Genomic DNA, 20,348 nt, shown 5'->3' on the forward strand with positions numbered 1-20,348 from the left:
GTGGCTCACATGCACAGAAGACAATTTATAAAATATTCAACTGTATTATTCGCTTCAGTGGGAGCCGGAGCATGCTCTGTTCAGGTGCAATCAAAGTCTCTGAATACAAGTCTTGGCGTTCAGCTATTTATGCTTAGAGAATCGATGCAGAAATCGCCGGAGAAAACTCTGGAGGAAATTGCTGGTATTGGTTTTAAAGAGGTGGAGCTTTTCGGATTTGGTAAAAGTCTGTTCAACAGTGATCCGTTCTTTGGTCTTGGGCCCCGTAGATTTTCTGAAGTGTTGAAAAACAATGGTCTTACTGCCCCGATAGCTCACCTCGCCGGTAGCGTAGATGATGAAGAGAAACTTGCTGAACTTGCCGATATCGTTGCAATAAAAAGGTTTGTCATAGCAATGCCGCCGGAGTTTGTTGACAGGACGAGCGGACGGGCCAGGATTGTTGGTGTTCAGTCTCTTGAACAACTTGACCGGATGAGCGAAAGGCTTAATAACGAGGCCAGTAAACTAAGCAAACACGGTATTGGCTTCGGCTATCACAACCACAATATGGAATTTAAGAACGTCGGCGGGGTTGTAGCTTTTGATTATCTTATGCAACAACTCGACAGAAACTTAGTTGCAATTGAACTGGATTTAGGTTGGGTCGCAGCGGCAGGGCTCAGTCCTGTTCAATGGATTAACAAATATGGAAGCCGCATTCAATCAGTACATTTGAAAGATTATTCATCTTCAATACCTGCAGGCCTGGATTCTACAAAATATCCAATTCCTGAAATGTCTCAATTGGTGCTTCCGGGACATGGCGATCTTAAATTTAAAGATATTTTTAATGCGTTAGACAGCATGGGCATAAAGCATAGATTTTTAGAAGTAGATTTACCTCAAAATCCAATGGAAGAAGCTCAGATTGGTTTTTCATATTTAAGTCGATATTTGTAACATTCCGGGAGGAAAACATGAGCATGTCATCTTCCGTAATTCCGGAAAATAGATTTGTGTCCTACAGACAGTACGTCCTGATAATCATTTGCTTTTTTCTCAATATCGTGGACGGGTTCGACATTACTATGATTGCTGTCACTATTGCCGATATTGGGAAATCCCTCGAAATTCGTGAAGCATCGCAAGGAATTGTTTTTAGTTTTGCACTAGCAGGGATGATGATCGGTGCAATGGTCGTTGCTCCTGTTTCCGATTTAATTGGTCGCCGGGTTTTATTGCTTTTGTCTTTGGCCACAATTGTGATCAGTGTTAGTTGCACTCCCTTATCTGTAAATTTATCAACACTTGCATTTTTTCGCTTTCTCAGCGGGCTCGGGGGCGGGGCGCTTCTCGCAGCTCAGGCTACACTTGTCAGTGAGTTTTCACCTGAAAGATATAAAACATTATGCGTTACATTTGTAACTGCGGGGTATCCTATCGGCGCTATGACTACCGGCTTTGTGGCAACTTTGGTAATACCCGAATATGGCTGGCATGTTATGTTCTATATTGGCGGAGCGTTGACACTCTTTCTTCTCGTTCTTTCCTCAACACTGCTACCGGAATCTGTCGAGTTTTTATTAATTAAGCAGCCTAAGAATGCAGACGTAAAGTTAAAGAAGATCTTAAGTGATTTTAATATTAGCAATGGCCCGGTTCATTTCGAATCAATAACCCGAAAGAATGGTCTTATAAGTAATATTCAGGCGTTGTTTCTACCATCTAACCGCAAAGCCACATTGCTGCTCTGGTTGGTTTTTTGCTCCTGTTCATCAACACTTTATTTTTTAATGAGCTGGATTCCGAAGCTCGCTACCCAAATTGGCTTTGAGCAGTCAGTGTCTTATTCTGCATTTTCCTATTTTAGTTTCGGTGGTGTATGCGGAATTCTTTTACTCGGTTTTTTATCCTCAAGGTTCGAAGTTGTAAAATTAGTCGGCGTGTTTTTATTTTTCTCTACCTTGTTCATGTTGCTAATGGCTTATGGTGCGGAAAACGAACTTATGTTCTTATTCAGTATCTATTTTGTGGGGCTTACGCTTCAGAGTGCTTATAATGCGCTTTATGCTGTAGCTACGAGACTTTATCCTGCTGCTGTACGAAGTACCGGAGTGGGTTGGGCAATAGGCATTGGCAGATTAGGCGCTGTTATTGCTCCTGCTGTTGCTGGTGTGCTACTGGCAAACGGAACGGGCGCATCTTCGAGCATTGGCCTATTTTCTTTACCAATTCTAATATCTTCATTTGCAGCATTCTTAATAATGAAAGAAACAAAATAATGCTTTGCAAATACAAGCGACCAGGAGAAGCCTGGTCGCATCCATGGTTTACCTAATCAAGGAGGTTCTTTGCGGTTACAGCTAATTGCGCCGCCCGCGAGCCTACATCAAGTGCATCAGCCGAACTCGCGTTACCTTGAATCGCTCTGGCATAAACACCCTGGAGTATCGAAGCAAAATTACTTGACCATTACAAATCATCCTGTCCGATCTAACGATGACCGCTTTGGCAGTTGTAATTGGTGGATCTGCGATAACGGATTTAAGTTATTGGTACGTGCTCACTTCAACTTTTATCACCTGCATGATTCTGTTTGCTGTTGCGATAATGTTCAACAATCTTTTTCACTGGAGGCGTTACCCGCAAAGTCTTATGCGATATAAGGGGATAGGCTATAACCCTGACACGAGACGCATAAAAATGCGACATATCCATGAGGCAATCAACCGGTCAGAATTGGTTATTGATGCCAGTGACGAGCAAATTAAACATATCATTGACTTAGCTGATACGATTTTACACGAAGAATTAATAGCCGGTTTTGAGCTCGAAATGGGCGCATTCTACACAAATAACCAACCCGGGCGTTTATGGTCTGTTCGTCAGGTTGTAGACGAAAGAAAACATAATTGTGAGTATAATCAATTTCTTATATATAGGGTGGTTGAAGGTGATGGGAAGGGATTCTCCGATTGCTGTACGTATCAAGAATTTGCCGAATGGGCAAAAATGAGAATGACGCCATCGCAAGTTTAGCATGCTGGTTAATAGTCAAACTGATACTTAGCTTACATAGTATCGCTTCAAGATTGAAGTCTATCGCAGAGGCAATAAGTGATCGAAAAGAAGTCCTGGTACCTACATAATGATATATCCCATGGCTTTCTATGCAATAAGGTATGACTGCTAATTGCTATCGCAAAACGATATAGGTGATTAGGTGCAAAATAGTGACAGGCAACAGAATCTAGGGCAAGAAAACGATGGATGTATTCAGGTACGCGGCGCTCGTGTACACAACTTAAAAAACATCAATATTGATATATACCTCGAAATGAAGTGGTGGTATTTACGGGTGTGTCTGGTTCCGGTGTAGTGGTCAAGTCATTTTGGCCACTACACTGCTATGTTTTGCCGCGTTTGGGATAAGTTACTATCCCTACATTGTACCGGGTCAGCTCACCATCATGGATGCGCTGGCAGACGCGAATTCTCTTCGCTTTTTGTTGGTAGGTACCGTTATTGTTGTCCCTTGTATTCTCGCTTACACTGTCATGGTATACCGAATATTTGCCGGTAAATCGGAAAAATTTTCTTATTATTAAGAAAAGTAAACAGCCTGAAATTCTCAGGCTGTAGATTTGCCTCATCTGTATTTAATAGTAATTAAAGTGATGTTTATAAAAGTCAGCTGCAGTCCCGTCACCGTGACTAGATGATGATGAGATTCTGATATTTATTTGTTTCTTGCATTCAGACTAGATTTGACATGAATTTCGAGGCGATCTGAATTCACTTTATGCGTTTTTTAAACTACACCTTGCTCAATCATTGCGTCTGCAACCCGACGAAAGGCAGCAATATTAGCTCCTAATACAAGGTTACCGGGCGCACCGAATTCTCTTGCAGTCTCACTGGCTCGTAGATAAATATCCTTCGTTATTTGTAGTAATTGACAATCGACTTGTTCGAAAGTCCATTTTTGCATACTGGCGTTTTGCGCCATTTCTAACTGACTTGTCGCTACTCCCCCGGCGTTAGCGGCCTTACCCGGACCATAAGAAATACCGGCTTTAAGAAAGTACTCTACCGCACCTTGTGAAGAAGCCATATTTGCACCTTCACTAACCAATTTGCATCCGTTAGAAACCAGTGCTTCGGCATCACGAGTTGTTAACTCATTTTGTGTGGCACATGGAAACGCTAAGTCTGCCTTGTATCGCCAAATAGTATGTCCTCCTGAAGGATATTCACTGATCGGAATGAACTGTGCCCTGGGGTGAGAATTTAAGTAACGTAAAAGCGAAGTACGTTCTTTTTCTTTGATTTCCTTAATAAGAGACAGATCCAGCCCTTGTGCATGATATAGCGTACCGGTTGAGTCACTACAGGCAATAGGAGTAGCACCAAGTTGATAAAGCTTCTCCATTGCATAAATAGCGACATTTCCAGCACCGGACACGAGGCAACGTTGTCCTTGTAAGTTTTCACCACGTGCATTAAGCATATGATCTGCGAAATATACTGTTCCATATCCTGTTGCCTCCTTTCGCGCGTACGAACCACCCCAAAGCAAACCTTTTCCGGTAAGCACGCCCTCATATTTCCCGGTTAGTCTTTTGTATTGACCGAACATGTAGCCTATTTCTCTGGCGCCTACACCAATATCACCGGCAGGCACATCAGTATTGGGTCCAATATGACGATAGAGTTCATTCATGAATGACTGACAAAAACGCATTATTTCGGCATCGCTTCGTCCTTTTGGATCGAAATTTGCGCCTCCTTTGCCCCCCCCAATTGGCAGGCCAGTTAACGCATTTTTAAATATTTGTTCAAATCCTAAGAATTTTATAATACTGGCATTGACCGAAGGATGAAAACGAAGTCCTCCTTTGTACGGACCAAGTGCCGAATTAAATTCAATGCGGTATCCCTTATTAATCTGTATTTTTCCGCTGTCATCTTGCCAGGGCACCCGAAACATAATTTGTCTTTCGGGTTCAACTAATCGCTGTATAATTGAATGCTTCGCATAATAGTTATTTTTTTCCAGAACAGGTTCCAGAGTTCGCAGGACTTCTTCAACAGCCTGATAAAATTCAGTTTGTGCCGGACTGCTTTGTTTTAGCTGAGAAATAGTAGTACTTAAATAATTCATAAATCAACCTGTTAATGATTACCTTCTAATCACAGACGAGATAACGGACTTTTCTTTTTACTTCTAATATATCAATTTGCTGTTCGCCACTTTTAGTATTCCAGCTAATTTTTTGACCAGCTCTTAAACCTAGTAATGCCGAGCCAATTGGCGCGAAAATTGAAATGCCGTCTTCGTATTTATGCATATCCAATGGAAGGCAGAGTGTTTTAGTCAAGTATTTATCAAACTTACTTATTTTAAATGTAACCTGAGAACCTATTGCCACCACGTCTGGAGCAAGATCTTTAATGTTAACGACTTTGGCGCGAACTAATTCTTTTTCTAATTCGTCAAACCTTTCAGCCGGTAATTTAATTTTTCTTAGCTGTTCTTCAATATCATTCAAGTCTTCATATGAAATTGTGATGTTAGGTTTTCTTGACATGATAATCCTTCCTCTTTGAATTAAAAATCACCCGCAGGAGAGCCTTCCCTGTGAGGAAATAGAAATTTAATCTATAGCTTTAATTTATTCCGGTACGGAATTTCTGGTTTTAGATAAATAAGAGGCGGCCGAATGCAGAACTGCATCCGGCTTAATTGGGTAAGGTGAGTAAAATGCTCTTGTTAAGATTACAGTGCTTAGTCATGATTTCCTCATTGCTGTCACTGATATTAATACTTAATAAAAAAATAACAAGAACTTTTCAGATTATATCGCTCCGTATTTATGCAATAAGCAGTGAAAAGTTCTGAGTTTTTCGCCATGAGCAATATTTTATTCTTTAAGGTATTTTTTTTGCTGATTTATCAAAGAGTTTATTGGCGTCAATTATCGTTGAAACTTGATTAAACTTCTTGATGCGGTCCGAATAATTCATAATTTATTCGCGATTGACTGACGCCCAAGGCTAATAATTCATGCTTGATAGCAAGCATAAATTGCAAAGGTCCACAGAGATAAAACTCGCCCTCTTTCAGCGGTAAAGAGCCTTTAACGTCTTCTATTTTCATTCTTCCGGTAGTTTCATTTTGACTACTGCTAACGTCATTTTCATACCACGTGTGCGACTGCAGGTTCAGAGTATTCTTAAGACTCTCAACATGTCCTTTGAAAGAATGCTGATTTCGATTTTTACATGCGTGAAGATAGGTCACCGGATGTGCGAAGTTCTCTTTTACTAAAGAATCTAACATCGCTTGCATAGGCGTCAGACCCACACCTGCAGAAATCAATATAACCGGAGTATCAAGTTGTTTTAGATAAAAGTCCCCGGCAGGGGGCATGACCAGGACTTCATCGCCAACATTTATTTTTAAATGAAGATAATTAGACATTACACCACACATTTCACCCAGGCCTTCCCGTTTAACACTAATGCGATAGGATTTTCCATTCGCGGCAGTTGATAGTGAATACTGCCTTATTTCATCATGCTCACTACCATGAGGATGCACCTTTATTCCTAAATACTGGCCCGGTTTATAATCGATAACACTACCGCCATCGACGGGCATTAAGGTAAAACTGGTTACGAGTTCGGATTCGGTCTCTTTTGAGACGACAGAAAAGGCTCTGAAGCCAGACCAGCCTCCTTTTACAGCAGCTCTTTTTTGATACAATTCACTTTCAACTTTAATGAAAATGTCTGCTAATTGACCATATGCAGCTGTCCATGCCTCTTCAACATCAGGAGTAAACGCGTCCGGAGCCAATTCTCTCAATGTCTCAATCAGATGATGTCCCACTATTGCGTACTGTTCAGGCTGGATATTAAAACTGGTATGCTTGTGTGCAATACGCATAACGGCATCTGTCAGTAGCTCTAACTGATCTATGTTGGCAGCGTATGCAGCTATCGCATTAAATAGAGCCGCTGGCTGACGACCTGTTTTTTGATGCGTCATGTTAAATATATTTTTAAGCTCAGGATTATGTAAGAACATTCGGGCGTAAAAATGTTCGGTAATTGCGGTTCCTCCCGAAGCAAGTAGTGGAATGGTCGCTTTGACACTATCTATATGAGTTTGAGTAAGCATTAACATACCTTTAATGACGTTAAGTATTTAGTAGCTATGAGTAATGCGACTCGTGTGCCAAATTTTATTTCACCTAGTATCAATGTGTTACGAATAACTCTTTAAATAATGTGTCAAAATGACTCATTGCTTAATAGGTCAATTAGGATTGTTTGTGTCATAATGACCTGTACTTCGTGTTAATACAAAATGGTCTCATGAGTAAAATATCTCAATTTAGTTTGGTTAACTTTGCCCTTGATCTGTCCGCCGCAGTTTCGATGAATTGTTTTTATGAAAGTTTGATTTCTGCCGTTTGTGCAACTATTAAAGCAGATGCTGTAGCACTATTGATTTTTCGACACGAGACACTTGTTCCCGTTGCGCAGAGAGGGTTGTCCGATGACGTCATGGGGCGACGGTTTATTCCAGAGCAACATCCACGTTTAAAAGCAATCTGTAGCACGAGGGCGGTCACTCGCTTTTCAGCTGATTCGCCGTTACCAGACCCCTATGATGGAATGATTGCAAGTCATAACCATAATATGAACGTACATTCCTGTATGGGAATTCCTTTATATAAAGATGAAACGTTGCTAGGTGTACTTACTCTCGATAGCCTGGAACCTAATGAGTATGATGGGCTTGATGCCGCTTCAGTTGACACACTGTCCAGGCTGGCAGCCCGGCTTTTATATGCTGCGTTATATATCAGAGAGTTAAATGAACAGAAGACTTATACTCAGCATGTATTACGGACAATGAATGAGAATAGCTCTGAGCATCATCAGGGTGAAGAAATAATAGGAAATAGTGTTACGACAAAAAAATTAAAGCAGACCATTCGACTGGCAGCTTCGTCCGACCTCACAATTTTGGTGCAAGGTGAAACTGGTGTGGGCAAAGAACTTGTTGCCCGTGAGCTACATTATCAATCAAACCGGCGGAATAAACCGCTCGTATATGTAAATTGCGCTGCTATTCCTGTTCATCTGATAGAAAGTGAACTCTTCGGCCACGTGAAAGGTGCGTTTACCAGTGCCGCAAACGACCGCGATGGTAAGTTCTTACTTGCTGATGGCGGAACATTATTTCTGGACGAAATTGGAGAGCTTCCGCTTGAAATTCAGGGTACATTGTTGAGAGTAATACAGAATCAGGAAATCCAGGTGGTCGGTCAGGATAAGAGTCGAAAAGTGGACGTTAGAATTATTGCTGCTACGAATAGAGAGTTAGGGCATGAAGTTCAAAATAAACGCTTCCGGGCCGATCTTTATCATCGTCTCATAGTGTTTCCGATATATGTCCCGCCTCTTAGAGACAGACAAAGCGATGTTCCGCTTCTGGCTGGCTATTTTGCAGAGAAAATGCGGCGAAGTCTGGGACTGCAAAAGTTGATACTGGCTAAAGAAGCAATTTATAAACTGACAGTTTATCACTGGCCGGGAAATGTAAGAGAGTTAGAGCACGTAATATCACGCGCAGCACTTTATGCTCGAGAGAAGAATCCAACCGGAAATACAATAATTGAGCCATCTGACATTACCGGTTTAACCGTGTCTTCAGACTCTTTAACAAGTAAAGACACAGATTCGTCCACCGTATGTTTCGAGACCGATAGCCACACCGACTTACGGGAAGCAACAGATAAATTTCAACGTCAACTCATTATCAAGGCATTGCATCACGCAGAAAACAACTGGTCTAAGGCAGCCAGATCTCTGTCAATGGACCGTGCAAATCTTGTCAGACTGGCGAAGCGCCTTAATATCACCCTAGTGAAAAAGATAAGAACGTAGCTTTTCGTTCACAGAAATTATAGATATTGGCTATACGTTTCCTATATCTGCCCTTACAAAGGAATATATGTTAAATACGCTAAAACGGTTTTGGGGTTTTCAAAACAACGTAGTTGTATCAGAAAAAGTCGTTGCCACTATCGGTGGAATGCTAGCTATATTTTTATGCTTTTTTCTTACAACATGGTTGCTAGGCACGGAGGGAGCAGCGGCAATTTTACCATCCATGGGAGCGTCGACGGTCCTTCTTTTTGCTGTTCCTCATGGCCAGCTATCGACGCCATGGGCATTCTTCGCTGGCAATGTTCTTTCTGCTATTGTCGGCGTTACAAGTGCACAATACATTGAAAATCTCTTTATTGCCGCTCCGGTAGCAGTGTCGCTTTCGATATTTATTATGCACCTATCCCGCTCATTACATCCTCCAGGTGGTGCTACCGCTTTGGCAGCTGTAATTGGTGGGTCTGCGATAACGGATTTAAGTTATTGGTACGTGCTCACACCAACTATTATCAACTGCATGATTCTGTTTGCTGTTGCGATAATGTTCAACAATCTTTTTCACTGGAGGCGTTACCCGCAAAGTCTTATGCGATATAAGGGGATAGGCTATAACCCTGACACGAGACGCATAAAAATGCGACATATCCATGAGGCAATCAACCGGTCAGAATTGGTTATTGATGCCAGTGACGAGCAAATTAAACATATCATTGACTTAGCTGATACGATTTTACACGAAGAATTAATAGCCGGTTTTGAGCTCGAAATGGGCGCATTCTACACAAATAACCAACCCGGGCGTTTATGGTCTGTTCGTCAGGTTGTAGACGAAAGAAAACATAATTGTAAGCATAAGCACTTGCTTATATACAGGGTGGTTGAAGGTGATGGGAAGGGATTCTCCGATTGCTGTACCTATCAAGAATTTGCCGAATGGGCAAAAATGAAAATGACGCCATCGCAAGTTTAGCATGCTGGTTAATCGTCAAACTGATACTTAGCTTACATAGTATCGCTTCAAGATTGAAGTCTGTCGCAGAGGCAGTAAGTGATCGAAAAGAAGTCTTGGTACCTACATAATGATATATCCCATGGCTTTCTATGCAATAAGGTAGGACTACTATTTGCAATCGCAAAACGATATAGGTGATTAGGTGCAAAATAGTGACAGGCAACAGAATCCAGGGCAAGAAAACGATGGACGTATTCAGGTACGCGGCGCTCGTGTACACAACTTAAAAAACATCAATATTGATATGTATTGGTCAACAATAACCTTTTAAACGGAATCAAGCTTTCAGAGAGTTAATTGTTTAAATATTCTCACTTCGTTCCGGTGTATAGGGCGGTATAGAGTATGTACCCACAGCATGTGCTACTAAATTGTACTAGCTCAGACCTGATCTGACAGTTACCCAGTTTTTCTGGTGCCAGCGTCAGACTAGATTTGAGCTAAATTCTTCTCAGCCCAAACCTGTTTCCCATCAATTAATGTTTCCATTGGCGTTCTGCCGCAACACATTTTGCCCTGATGAGTTCGTTCATTGTTGTAATAATCCAGCCACTCGTCCAGATCTTTCTGCAACATTTCCAGTGAATCATAGAGTTTCTTACGGAACGTAACCTGATAAAACTCGTTGAGAATGGTTTTGTGGAAGCGTTCACAGATACCGTTTGTCTGTGGATGACGGGCTTTTGTTTTGGTGTGGTCGATATCATTTATCGCGAGATAAAGCTGGTAATCATGCTGTTCGACCTTTCCACAGTATTCCGTGCCTCTGTCGGTAAGAATTCTTAGCATCGGCAGCTCCTGAGCCTCGAAGAACGGCAATACGCGATCATTCAGTACATCTGCGGAGGTGATAGGCGTCTTCGTTGTGTAGAGCTTGGCAAACGCAATTTTGCTGTAAGTATCAACAAACGTCTGCTGGTAAATCCGACCAACACCTTTTAAATTTCCAACGTAAAACGTGTCCTGAGAGCCGAGATAGCCTGGGTGATGTGTTTCAATTTCACCGCAGGCTTCATCATCCTGTTTCTTCCTTTCCAGTGCAGAAACTTGCTCGTCGGTTAGTATAATTCCTTCCTTCTCGACCTTCTCCTCAAGAGCAGCCAGACGCTTTTTAAAGTTCTCAAGGTTATGGCGGAGCCAGATAGAACGCACGCCGCTGCCGGACACGAATACGCCTTGCTTGCGAAGTTCATTACTGGTTCTTGCTTGACCGTGGGCAGGATAATCGACGGCGTGAACGAGTACAGCTTGCTCGGTCTTCTCATCAACGCGATTCTTTAAGTTAGGTGTTCTTCTGGATTTGCTGATTAGCGAATCAACACCGCCATCTTCAACTAACTCTTGATAGCGATAAAACGTGTCTCGGGATACGCCCATCACTTTACAGGCTTTAGAGACGTTGCCGAGTTCCTCGGCCAGATTGAGTAATCCTGCTTTGTGTTTAATGATTGGATTGCTAGTATGCAACATGAGAGTTACCTTTTGGTTTGTTTAATAAAGATTCGACACCTTTATCAAACTGGGTAACTCTCATCTTTTCAAGTCGATGTGTCAGATCTGGTCGGAACTAATTCAACTAAATCACTCACCCCCTCAGAGTACAGAGAAACCTCCCCAACCACGAGAGTACGGCCGACTTTGATCAGAGAACATTCCGCAATGATTCGCTCATTTGCCGATGGCTTACGTAAGAAGTTGATGTTAAGGCTAGTTGTTACTGCCAATGGCACGATGCCAATTTTACCAAGTATCGCCACATAAAGTGCCACATCAGCCACACTCATTAAAACAGGCCCCGAAACCGTTCCGCCAGGACGTAATTCATCCTGACCTACATGATGAGTTACAGTCGCTCCACCGTTGCTCACTGCTTCCACAACGCATTTGCTTTGTGGAAACTCCGATTTCATGAAAGCGATAACTTCTTCTTTTGTAGCTGTCATTGAGACTCCTTAAATATTTATTCACGTTTATAGGCACCTGGTGAAGCGTTGCTCCAAGACTTCTATACCCCATTGTAAGCCTGGTTTCTCTTCCACCAATGCAAAGCCCTGACTTTCGTACAGAAGCTAGAACTTTATCGTCCTGTTTGATCGTCCAAATCTCATTGCTTGGATTATCTAGCCTTCCAATAAATTCCGCCATGCTACTCGCCACTGAACATGCAAATCCCGACCAAAATCAGGCACTGACTGAGTTGAGAGACTAGCGGAAGCTACAAACTGTTAATCAAGTTCGACCACTATTTTACCAATCTGCTGATTGGACTCCAGATAGTGATGCGCTGCTACTATCTCTTCAAATTTAAAGCTTCGATCAATGACAGGCTTGAGTGTTCCCCCGGATAAACCCGAGTGGATAAATTGCTTTGCTCTGCGAAAAAACACGATGTCTTTTATAACTTCAGTAAACACATATCCCCTTACTGTCAGACTTTTACGAAGTGCTATTTTTAAGGGAAAAGGAGTGACTTCGGGACTTAATGCTCCGTGTACTATTATTGTTCCTTCAGGGCTCATTGCTTCAGCAATTTCAGCTATCTGCGGCCCACCGACAGCATCAAATGCGACTTTTAAATTGTTTGCTCCCAAGATGCTTATCAAGCTATCCAGCAGCGGTTCTTCTTGGGTTGCAATCACATGGGCCGCGCCAGCCTTGAGCACAGCAGCCTTTTTAGCTCCTGTTAGAGTTGTAGCGATAGGGATACCCCCCAGAGAATTCACAATTTGAATCGCAGCCAATCCAACACTGCTCGATGCAGCGGTTATCAGTACTGCATCGCCTTTTTGCACGTTAGCAATTTCGACCAAAGCGCCATAAGCTGTCAGGTACTGCATCCAAGCTGCTGCGCCTTCAGCAAAGGTTAGTCCTGCTGGTTTAAGTGCCACACATTCACTTGGTACGACAATCTCTTCTGCGTAGCAGCCATTCTGAGAAAGCCCCATCTGAGGGACAATACAGACCTCGTTCCCGAGGCGTAAATGATTTACCTCTTCCCCGACTTCAATGACTATCCCGGATGCTTCATAGCCAATTCGCGAAGGGAAGTCAGCCTTTTCTATATAGCTGCCTCGCCTAAACATGGCATCAGCACGATTGAGCCCAACAACTTTGACCGCAATACGTACATCAGTGGCCTGCAAACCTGGACTCGCGATCGAGTCAATAGTTAATACCTCGGGGCCACCTAATTCATGGAAACGAACAGTTCGAATTAGTTTTCTTGGGCTCATATGCATCCTCAACAATGACTTTTAAGCAATTACATCAATAACTACTTTACCCATGGATCCCAACTCTACGGCATTATGTGCATCCATTGCCGTGTCCAGGGAAAAGCGTAACGGATCGAGTAGTGGCTTAATTTGTCCAGCTTCAACGAGAGCCGTAATTTGCCGCAGAATGTCACCATGATGTTTGCGCCCCTCTCCGCTGAGCTGTGGGTGTAACACAAAAATCGCTGACAATGTTGCAGAGCGTAATGACGACGGTGCCAGATTATGTGAGCTGAATGCAGCACAGCTTAAAATATGTCCATAATGTGCAATGATACCTAATGAGGCATCGAGTACAGAGCCACCGACAGTGTCGTAAACGATATCGAATCCTTTGCCTTGGGTGTATGCGTCCACGTAGTCAGCAGGGCTTACAGTGTGATAATCAATTGGCGTGGCACCAAGCGCCTTGAGCAGTTCTTGTTTTCCAGTCGATGCAGTGGCATAAACGTCGGCACCTAAGGCCTTAGCAATTTGCACAGCTACATGCCCAACTCCGCCAGCTCCACCTTGGATAAGGACTTTCTGGCCCGCTTTAACATTCGCCTTGTCAACCAAACCTTCCCAAGCGGTAAGTGCAACCAGAGGTAAAGCCGCAGCTTCACGCATGGACAAATTTTTCGGTTTGAGAGCAAGTAACTCAGCATCTACGTTGGCATATTCAGCCAATGATCCTTGCAATCCTCGCACTCCGCCAGTCAGACCATAAACTGCATCGCCTACTGCAAAGTCGGTGACGCCGTCGCCGATAGCAACAATTTCTCCAGCTAAATCGGTGCCAAGTACTGCGGGTAATTCCGGCATGGCATAAGGAGCGATACCTTGGCGGATTTTGTAATCAATAGGATTGACTCCACTTGCAAATATTTTTACTTGCACCTGACCTGCTGATGGAGAGGGTAAGTTAATCAGGGCATCCCGGAATACTGTACCCTCTTCATATCTATCTAATACCAAAGCACGCATTTGTCTGTTTAACGCTGTCATCAATAACCTCACAAACTGAATATTCAGCGTGTGGTTAAATCACCCGCTGGTTAATAGGTCTTTTATTAAACGATTTAAAACTCTTGAACAGTTGGGCGCAGAACAATCTCGTTGATATCTACATCCGCAGGCTGCTCAATTGCGTATGCGATAGCACGAGCAACAGATTCAGATGGAATTTCATTTTGCTGATAAAAATCTTTTACAAAGGCTGCCCCCTGAGTATCTGAACTTCCATGTTTTAATTCAGATTCGACTGCCCCCGGTGAAATGATTGTTGAACGAATGTTACCCCCAACTTCATGGCGCAAGCCTTCGGCAATAGCGCGAACAGCGAATTTGGTTCCGCTATAAACCGTGCCGCCGGGACTGAATACTTTGATACCCGCTACGGACGAAATATTGATAAAGTGGCCTGTTCCCTGAGCCTGAAAGATCGGAAGCGCTGCGGCTACTCCATACAGCAGACCTTTAACGTTGATGTCAATCATGCGATCCCATTCGTCAACCCGAGTCTCAGCTAACGGTGCAATCGCCATTAACCCTGCATTATTGATAACCACATCAACTTTACCGAAGCGCTCTTGTGCAAGATTTACAAGGGCCTTCACTTGGTCCGGGCTAGTCACATCTGTCGCTTGAACCGCAACTTCTCCGCCCGCTGTGCGTATGTCAGCAGCAATAGCTTCAAGCTTGTCGATGCGTCGGGCACCTAAAACAACAGATGCGCCAAGGCTGGCTAAATGTCTTGCCGTGGTCTCGCCTAAACCGCTGCTACCACCAGTGATAACAACGACCTTACCGCTGATGTTATTTGCTAAAACACTGCTCATAGTTAATATCCTCAAATAAGTTGAATGACGTTGTCTAAATAACAAGCAAAGTATCTCTTACCTTCAAAAACCAATAAATGGAAATGTTTTAATTTCACAATTCCATATTTTGGAATAATATTTATGTATTCATTTCAAACCTGAATGTGACTGTGATGCTTAACAGATTGGAAATGCTCCGGATATTTTGTACTGCTGCTGAGTCTCGCAGCTTTAAAGAAGCGGCTAACCGTCTGGGAATTTCTCCTCAGGCAGTGACACGAGCAGTGAAGGAGTTAGAGCGATTGCAAGGGGAGCTTCTATTTCATCGAAATACTCGACACATACAAGTGACCCTAGTTGGAGAAAAATTTGCTGTGATAGCAAAAGAACGCCTGCGTGCTGTAGATGAATTGTTTCAAACAAGCGCCCCTGACTCGGGTAATGAATTACAAGGGCGGGTTCGTATCGCAGCGCCTGTTGGTTTTGGTCATAAATGCTTAATGCCAGTATTACTGGAACTTTCAACAATACATCCTCAACTGGATATAGACCTGACACTCAGTGACGAGCGCGTGGATGTAGTTGACGAAAAAATAGATATTGGGATTCGTATCGGCTTCATGAGAGATAGTCGATTTATTGCCCGTCAGCTCACCAAAATTAATATGTATGTCGTGGCTTCGCCTGAGTTAATAAATAGAGTGGGAACGCCTGCGTCTATTGAAGAACTAAACCACTTGCCCGTTACAGGGTTAGTAGATCGCAATACGGGAAAGCTTTGGCCATGGGTTTTTTCCATGGACAGACAGTGGACGCCATCCATAACACGTTTTCGAAGTGCCGACACCGAAGCTGAATTAATGGCTATACAAAATGGGCTGGGGTTTGCTCAAATTCCTGACTTTTTGGCCCAAGACTTATTACGCCAGGAGAAACTTGTGAGAGTGTTAGAAGAGGTCGAGCCGGTGCCTTGGGATTTATATATTTATCGCCCTCAACGTGGTCCAGTACCACAACGTATTCGATTGGTTTTTGATCACTTGGTGTCAAGATTGAGTGTCCGCTAATGGCACATATGCGACTGTCAGATTTGACAGACGAATCCAAAGGAGGACTCAAATAAAGTTGAAGTATATTTTTCACCCGCACGCTCAGAAATTGTCATCAGTCTGAGCTGCTTTTAAGCAAATTTTTTCCCAAAAGTTCATATATAGCTGAACTTTAGCAGAATTCTTATTTAAACGTCCCCGTCAAACCCGCATGAATAGTGGAGCTGAGAACTGCATTAAGTTCATTTCCACCAAATATCACATACGCTTTTGTAGTTAACGGACCGTCACCCTTTAACGGCTTTTACTGTCAAACCGAGGCTTCCTTCATACTGACGTAAAGCCTCAACGGCGCTGTCGGGTATGGCAATGCTAAGGGTTACAGCCTGCGAGTAAGTGCAATCTGTGACTTTACCTTTTACCGATTCAGTCCAGTGGCGGACAAATTGTTCCTGAGCAAAATCAGTGGTCACGGTAAAGTCATTGAGTTTTACCTGAGTAATAACCGGCAGGGTTTCCATGGTCTGTTGTGCTGCGCCAGAATAGGCGCGGACAAGTCCGCCGGCTCCCAGTTTTATACCGCCAAAATAGCGGGTAACGATCATCATGATGTTACCCACCGGTTTGTGCTGTAATACATTGAGTATAGGCTTTCCGGCCGTGCCGGAGGGTTCCCCGTCATCAGACATCGCCACGCTGAGTGGCTGCTCGGGATGGCCTAACAGATAAGCCCAGCAATGATGCCTGGCATCCGGATAGCGGGCTTTCACTTCATCAAGCATCAGCATGGCGTCTTCGCGGGTCTGGGCGAAGCCGGCGCAGGCATAAAACTTACTCTTCTTAATTTCCAGCAGGGTTTCGTAACGCTGCGCAGGAATGGAATAACTCATCTTAGTTAAAAGGGTTCTCAATACTGTTAGCGGGCTCAGTAAACCATGCAGGGCCTTCATCTGTCATGTAGAAATGGTCTTCAAGGCGAATACCGAACTCCCCGGGGACCACTATCATCGGCTCGTTACTGAAACACATTCCGGTAGCCAGTGGCTGCGGATTATCTTTCACCAGATAGGGCCATTCGTGTATGTCCATGCCGATACCGTGACCGGTGCGGTGGGGCAGGCCGGGCAACTGATAATCGGGGCCTAACCCGTAGCCCGCCAGGCACTCTCTGGCTGCGGCATCAACCTGTCCGCAAGGCGTACCGGGTTGTGCTGCGTTAAACGCGGCAATCTGCGCTTCTTTTTCTGCCTGCCACAAGCGGGCCTGTTTTTCTGTAGGCTCCCCGAAGCAGTAGGTACGGGTTATGTCAGACAGATAACCTTTCAGTTTACAGCCCGTGTCGATGAGGACCAGGTCGCCGGGTTTCAGTACCTGTGGATCTTTTACTCCATGAGGAAAAGAGGTAGCTTTACCGAACAGGACGATGCAGAAATACGAACCTGCCGGCGCGCCAGTTTTCTTGTGCGCTTCATGAATGAACTGTTCCACTTCGGTGGTGGTGATCCCTTCGTAAAGAATACTGGCGGCGGCTTTGTGCACCTCCAGCGTCATATCCATGGCCCGCTGGATCAGCGCCAGTTCCGGTGCCGTTTTATGCATGCGGCACCCGGCTGTCACCGGACTGGCGTTAACCAGTTGCAACTCAGGCATGGCTTTTTGAAAACCGTCGGTAATAAAAAAGGCCGTTGATTCGTCAATACCCACTTTGTCGCCGGGCTTTACACCGGCTTGCTTCAGTAACTGCGCGAACAGGACGTAAGGACTTTCATGTTCCTGCCAGCCGGCAATGTCACCGGCGATGATCTGACGTTCAGACAGGGAAGCTATTTCGAAAAACGGTGCAATAAAAGTGACCGGACCTTCTGCTGGCAGTAATGCGCCCACCAGTCTTTCACTGGCGTACCATTCAAGGCCGGTGAAATAAGTCATATTGGTGCCGGCATTCAGGTAAAGCGCCGCAATACCCTGCGCTTTCATTAATGCCTGCGCTTTTTGGATCCTGGCTTCAAACTCTTCTTTGCCAATCGCCACAGTATCTTTTGTCATATCCTGAAGTGCGGACAAAGCTTCTTCTTTTGTTTTCCCGCCTATGCCGTTTCCTGTCATGGTACCTCCGGTAAATTCGCTTATTCTGCCGGTTATCTGTCCGGCTTCTTGTGGTTGCTATCATACGGATAAATAAGCAAAGGATCTCCTCGTCCGGCGGTAAATTCAGTCCGCCTGCCGATTTGCTGTTTATCCGCTCATTTTGCACAACCGGCGGCTAAATCTGGTAATCCGTTGTCCTGCCGTGTTAAAACTCAATGCAGCCCATTTCAGGTAAATAACAATAAAAACAGGGAGAACATTTGTGACCACTTTTACACGCTCTGTCCGCATCCTCAGTTTATCCGTCTTTCTGGCCTTTCAGGGAAGTGCTGCAGTGTATGCTGCTTCTGAATCCCTTGCTACAGATACTGCCGACGGCCAGTTTGAAACCTTATACTCGCAGGAATGGCAGTGGCGTAAGAATTACTACAGTGTGGATGAAAACAGCGATACACACGCAGCGCCATCTGCTTTGCCGGATGTGAGTCAGGCCACACAGGAAAAGCGCCTGAGCCGCTGGCAGTCTGTACTGAGAGAGCTGAATACCATTGATACCTCCACATTGTCGCAAGAGAATCAGACCAACTATGCGGTGTACCGTAATCAGATTGAAAACCTCATTATGGAACAGGAATACCGTACCTGGGAAAAGCCGTTGCTGGGCGATACCGCATTCTGGAGCGACCTGACTTACCTGGCGCGGGAGACATTTCACAGCGAACAGGATTATGTGAATTACATCGCCTGGCTTAACGATATGCCACGGTATTTTGATCAACAGATTGCCAACATGAAAATGGGTCTTGCGCGGAAGTTTACCTTACCGGCGATTTCTCTGGCTGGCCGTGAACGCTCTGTGGAGTCGGTAGTTGATGCTGCTGGTGAAGATAACGTGTATTTTCAGCCGTTTACTAAATTCCCTGCAAAAATTCCAGCACCGCGACAACAGGCTTTGCGTGCACAGGCACAAAAAGCGATCAGCGAAGCGGTTATTCCTGCGCATAAAAAACTGCTGTCCTTTTTAGTTGAAGAGTACATTCCCGGGGCACAACCTTCCATTGCCGCTTACGATTTACCTGATGGCAAAGCTTATTACCGTGCTCAGGCAAAGAAATACACCACACTGGATCTAACCCCGGAAGAAATTCATCAGATTGGTCTGGATGAGGTGGCGAAAATACGTGACCGCATGCACGATGTCATGGCTGAGGTGAACTTTGACGGTGATTTGGCGGCATTCCTTCATTTCCTGCGTACCGATCCGCAGTTTTATGTCGATACGCCTCAGGCGCTGCTCGACAGAGCGGCCTGGACGGCTAAAGAGTTTGATGCTGTAGCCTCTGACTTCTTCGGTCATTTGCCCCGTGCCCGTTTTGCTATTATTCCTGTGCCTGATGATATTGCACCGTTTTATACTGCCGGTCGCGGTGGCCCTGGCGTTTATCTGGTTAACACCTACGATTTACCGTCACGCCCGCTTTATTCGCTGCCAGCCCTGACCTTGCATGAGTCAGCACCCGGACACGCCTTCCAGATGCCGTTGTCACTGGAAAATGACGGGATCCCGGACTTCCGTCGTGAAAGCTACATTTCTGCTTACGGAGAAGGATGGGCGCTGTATACCGAGAAACTGGGCGAAGAGATGGGAATCTACCACACCCCTTATGAAATCTTCGGCATGCTGAGCTATCAGATGTGGCGTGCAGCACGACTGGTGGTAGATACCGGTATCCATGCAAAAAGCTGGAGCCGTGAACAGGCGCAACAGTTCATGAAAGACAACACGGCGCTGTCGGTCCATGAAATTACCACTGAAGTTGACCGTTATATTGCATGGCCTGGTCAGGCGTTGTCTTATTACCTCGGACAGATGGCAATGGAATCAAACCGTGCCCGTGCTGAATCTGCATTAGGTGAAAAATTCGATATCCGCCATTTCCACGATACTGTTCTGCAACTGGGCTCAGTACCGTTGTCTGTGCTTGAACAGCGTATCGACCGGTTTATTGAAGAAGGCGGTGTGTCTCCTTATCAGTAATCGTTTTACTTCACGCTACCTGCCCTGATCATTAAGGGCAGGAAGTCCGTAGTTTTATTGCAAAATGTTCATTTTTTATCTTTTCCGATATAGCGTCTATGCTATATACAGTATCGGGCATGGGTTGTTGCCCGG

General features: G+C 44.5%; 18 protein-coding genes. 8 read left to right on the forward strand and 10 right to left on the reverse strand.

What is annotated here, in order from left to right:
- Window positions 1–9 precede the first annotated feature (9 nt).
- The 4 genes from DS731_RS04905 to DS731_RS04920 all read left to right on the forward strand — a co-directional run bounded on the left by DS731_RS04905 (window position 10) and on the right by DS731_RS04920 (window position 3,590).
- Window positions 10–942 (forward strand): sugar phosphate isomerase/epimerase family protein, encoded by a 933-nt coding sequence (locus DS731_RS04905; RefSeq protein ID WP_119500277.1) that lies wholly within the window; start codon window positions 10–12, stop codon window positions 940–942.
- A gap of 17 nt (window positions 943–959) precedes the next feature.
- A complete protein-coding gene (locus tag DS731_RS04910) occupies window positions 960–2,264 on the forward strand; it encodes an MFS transporter (protein ID WP_119500278.1) in 1,305 nt (434 codons plus the stop codon).
- Window positions 2,265–2,490: 226 nt separating this feature from the next.
- A complete protein-coding gene (locus tag DS731_RS04915) occupies window positions 2,491–3,021 on the forward strand; it encodes an HPP family protein (RefSeq protein ID WP_232373479.1) in 531 nt (176 codons plus the stop codon).
- Between the two features lie 353 nt (window positions 3,022–3,374).
- On the forward strand, window positions 3,375–3,590 hold the full coding sequence (locus DS731_RS04920; protein ID WP_232373480.1) for a cytochrome d ubiquinol oxidase subunit II: 216 nt from the start codon (window positions 3,375–3,377) through the stop codon (window positions 3,588–3,590).
- A 203-nt stretch (window positions 3,591–3,793) separates the two neighbouring features.
- Here DS731_RS04920 and gdhA read toward each other — a convergent pair whose 3' ends face one another.
- The 3 genes from gdhA to hmpA form a co-directional block, all read right to left on the reverse strand.
- The gene (gdhA, locus tag DS731_RS04925; RefSeq protein WP_119500279.1) at window positions 3,794–5,146 is read right to left on the reverse strand and encodes an NADP-specific glutamate dehydrogenase; all 1,353 of its coding nucleotides are present in this window, start codon (window positions 5,144–5,146) and stop codon (window positions 3,794–3,796) included.
- Between the two features lie 25 nt (window positions 5,147–5,171).
- Complete coding sequence (locus DS731_RS04930; RefSeq protein ID WP_119500280.1) at window positions 5,172–5,573, reverse strand: GreA/GreB family elongation factor; 402 nt, start codon at window positions 5,571–5,573, stop codon at window positions 5,172–5,174.
- 404 nt (window positions 5,574–5,977) lie between these two features.
- Window positions 5,978–7,168, reverse strand: a complete 1,191-nt coding sequence (gene hmpA, locus DS731_RS04935; RefSeq protein WP_119500281.1) for an NO-inducible flavohemoprotein — start codon at window positions 7,166–7,168, stop codon at window positions 5,978–5,980.
- A 197-nt stretch (window positions 7,169–7,365) separates the two neighbouring features.
- Here hmpA and norR point away from each other — a divergent pair, with 197 nt between their 5' ends.
- Together norR and DS731_RS04945 are read left to right on the forward strand one after the other, a co-directional pair.
- The gene (gene norR, locus DS731_RS04940; RefSeq protein WP_119503305.1) at window positions 7,366–8,946 is read left to right on the forward strand and encodes a nitric oxide reductase transcriptional regulator NorR; all 1,581 of its coding nucleotides are present in this window, start codon (window positions 7,366–7,368) and stop codon (window positions 8,944–8,946) included.
- A 67-nt stretch (window positions 8,947–9,013) separates the two neighbouring features.
- The gene (locus DS731_RS04945) at window positions 9,014–9,919 is read left to right on the forward strand and encodes an HPP family protein (RefSeq protein ID WP_119500282.1); all 906 of its coding nucleotides are present in this window, start codon (window positions 9,014–9,016) and stop codon (window positions 9,917–9,919) included.
- 471 nt (window positions 9,920–10,390) lie between these two features.
- On the opposite strand, the gene DS731_RS04950 is transcribed toward DS731_RS04945, so the two are convergent.
- The 5 genes from DS731_RS04950 to DS731_RS04975 form a co-directional block, all read right to left on the reverse strand.
- Window positions 10,391–11,431, reverse strand: coding sequence for an IS481 family transposase (locus DS731_RS04950; protein WP_119500283.1), 1,041 nt, complete (start codon window positions 11,429–11,431; stop codon window positions 10,391–10,393).
- Between the two features lie 68 nt (window positions 11,432–11,499).
- Complete coding sequence (locus DS731_RS04955; protein ID WP_119500284.1) at window positions 11,500–11,904, reverse strand: PaaI family thioesterase; 405 nt, start codon at window positions 11,902–11,904, stop codon at window positions 11,500–11,502.
- Window positions 11,905–12,186: 282 nt separating this feature from the next.
- On the reverse strand, window positions 12,187–13,194 hold the full coding sequence (locus DS731_RS04965) for a zinc-dependent alcohol dehydrogenase family protein (RefSeq protein ID WP_119500285.1): 1,008 nt from the start codon (window positions 13,192–13,194) through the stop codon (window positions 12,187–12,189).
- Window positions 13,195–13,215: 21 nt separating this feature from the next.
- Window positions 13,216–14,223, reverse strand: a complete 1,008-nt coding sequence (locus DS731_RS04970) for a zinc-dependent alcohol dehydrogenase family protein (protein ID WP_119500286.1) — start codon at window positions 14,221–14,223, stop codon at window positions 13,216–13,218.
- Between the two features lie 74 nt (window positions 14,224–14,297).
- A complete protein-coding gene (locus DS731_RS04975) occupies window positions 14,298–15,056 on the reverse strand; it encodes an SDR family oxidoreductase (protein ID WP_119500287.1) in 759 nt (252 codons plus the stop codon).
- Window positions 15,057–15,211: 155 nt separating this feature from the next.
- Here DS731_RS04975 and DS731_RS04980 point away from each other — a divergent pair, with 155 nt between their 5' ends.
- Window positions 15,212–16,105, forward strand: a complete 894-nt coding sequence (locus DS731_RS04980; protein ID WP_119500288.1) for a LysR family transcriptional regulator — start codon at window positions 15,212–15,214, stop codon at window positions 16,103–16,105.
- A gap of 269 nt (window positions 16,106–16,374) precedes the next feature.
- Here DS731_RS04980 and DS731_RS04985 read toward each other — a convergent pair whose 3' ends face one another.
- Both DS731_RS04985 and DS731_RS04990 read right to left on the reverse strand, forming a co-directional pair.
- Window positions 16,375–16,977 carry a YigZ family protein gene (locus DS731_RS04985; protein WP_119500289.1) on the reverse strand — a complete coding sequence of 201 codons (603 nt, stop codon included), beginning with the start codon at window positions 16,975–16,977 and terminating at the stop codon, window positions 16,375–16,377.
- Between the two features lies 1 nt (window position 16,978).
- Entirely contained in the window at window positions 16,979–18,193 is a 1,215-nt protein-coding gene (locus DS731_RS04990; protein ID WP_119500290.1) for a M24 family metallopeptidase, read from the reverse strand.
- Window positions 18,194–18,437: 244 nt separating this feature from the next.
- On the opposite strand from DS731_RS04990, the gene DS731_RS04995 reads away from it, so the two are divergent.
- A complete protein-coding gene (locus tag DS731_RS04995) occupies window positions 18,438–20,213 on the forward strand; it encodes a DUF885 domain-containing protein (protein ID WP_119500291.1) in 1,776 nt (591 codons plus the stop codon).
- Window positions 20,214–20,348 lie beyond the last annotated feature (135 nt).

It is taken from the genome of Alteromonas sp. RKMC-009, assembly GCF_003584565.2.
Classification (GTDB): domain Bacteria; phylum Pseudomonadota; class Gammaproteobacteria; order Enterobacterales; family Alteromonadaceae; genus Alteromonas.

Excerpts from the sequence above, each read along its gene's own strand:
- DS731_RS04905 (WP_119500277.1), top strand. The coding sequence starts at position 10 with ATGCACAGAAGACAATTTATAAAATATTCAACTGTATTATTCGCTTCA.
- DS731_RS04945 (WP_119500282.1), top strand. The coding sequence starts at position 9,014 with ATGTTAAATACGCTAAAACGGTTTTGGGGTTTTCAAAACAACGTAGTT.
- norR (WP_119503305.1), top strand. The coding sequence starts at position 7,366 with ATGAGTAAAATATCTCAATTTAGTTTGGTTAACTTTGCCCTTGATCTG.
- gdhA (WP_119500279.1), bottom strand. The coding sequence starts at position 5,146 with ATGAATTATTTAAGTACTACTATTTCTCAGCTAAAACAAAGCAGTCCG.
- DS731_RS04990 (WP_119500290.1), bottom strand. The coding sequence starts at position 18,193 with ATGACAGGAAACGGCATAGGCGGGAAAACAAAAGAAGAAGCTTTGTCC.
- DS731_RS04965 (WP_119500285.1), bottom strand. The coding sequence starts at position 13,194 with ATGAGCCCAAGAAAACTAATTCGAACTGTTCGTTTCCATGAATTAGGT.
- DS731_RS04950 (WP_119500283.1), bottom strand. The coding sequence starts at position 11,431 with ATGTTGCATACTAGCAATCCAATCATTAAACACAAAGCAGGATTACTC.
- DS731_RS04910 (WP_119500278.1), top strand. The coding sequence starts at position 960 with ATGAGCATGTCATCTTCCGTAATTCCGGAAAATAGATTTGTGTCCTAC.
- DS731_RS04985 (WP_119500289.1), bottom strand. The coding sequence starts at position 16,977 with ATGAGTTATTCCATTCCTGCGCAGCGTTACGAAACCCTGCTGGAAATT.
- DS731_RS04975 (WP_119500287.1), bottom strand. The coding sequence starts at position 15,056 with ATGAGCAGTGTTTTAGCAAATAACATCAGCGGTAAGGTCGTTGTTATC.
- DS731_RS04980 (WP_119500288.1), top strand. The coding sequence starts at position 15,212 with ATGCTTAACAGATTGGAAATGCTCCGGATATTTTGTACTGCTGCTGAG.
- hmpA (WP_119500281.1), bottom strand. The coding sequence starts at position 7,168 with ATGCTTACTCAAACTCATATAGATAGTGTCAAAGCGACCATTCCACTA.
- DS731_RS04955 (WP_119500284.1), bottom strand. The coding sequence starts at position 11,904 with ATGACAGCTACAAAAGAAGAAGTTATCGCTTTCATGAAATCGGAGTTT.
- DS731_RS04930 (WP_119500280.1), bottom strand. The coding sequence starts at position 5,573 with ATGTCAAGAAAACCTAACATCACAATTTCATATGAAGACTTGAATGAT.
- DS731_RS04970 (WP_119500286.1), bottom strand. The coding sequence starts at position 14,223 with ATGACAGCGTTAAACAGACAAATGCGTGCTTTGGTATTAGATAGATAT.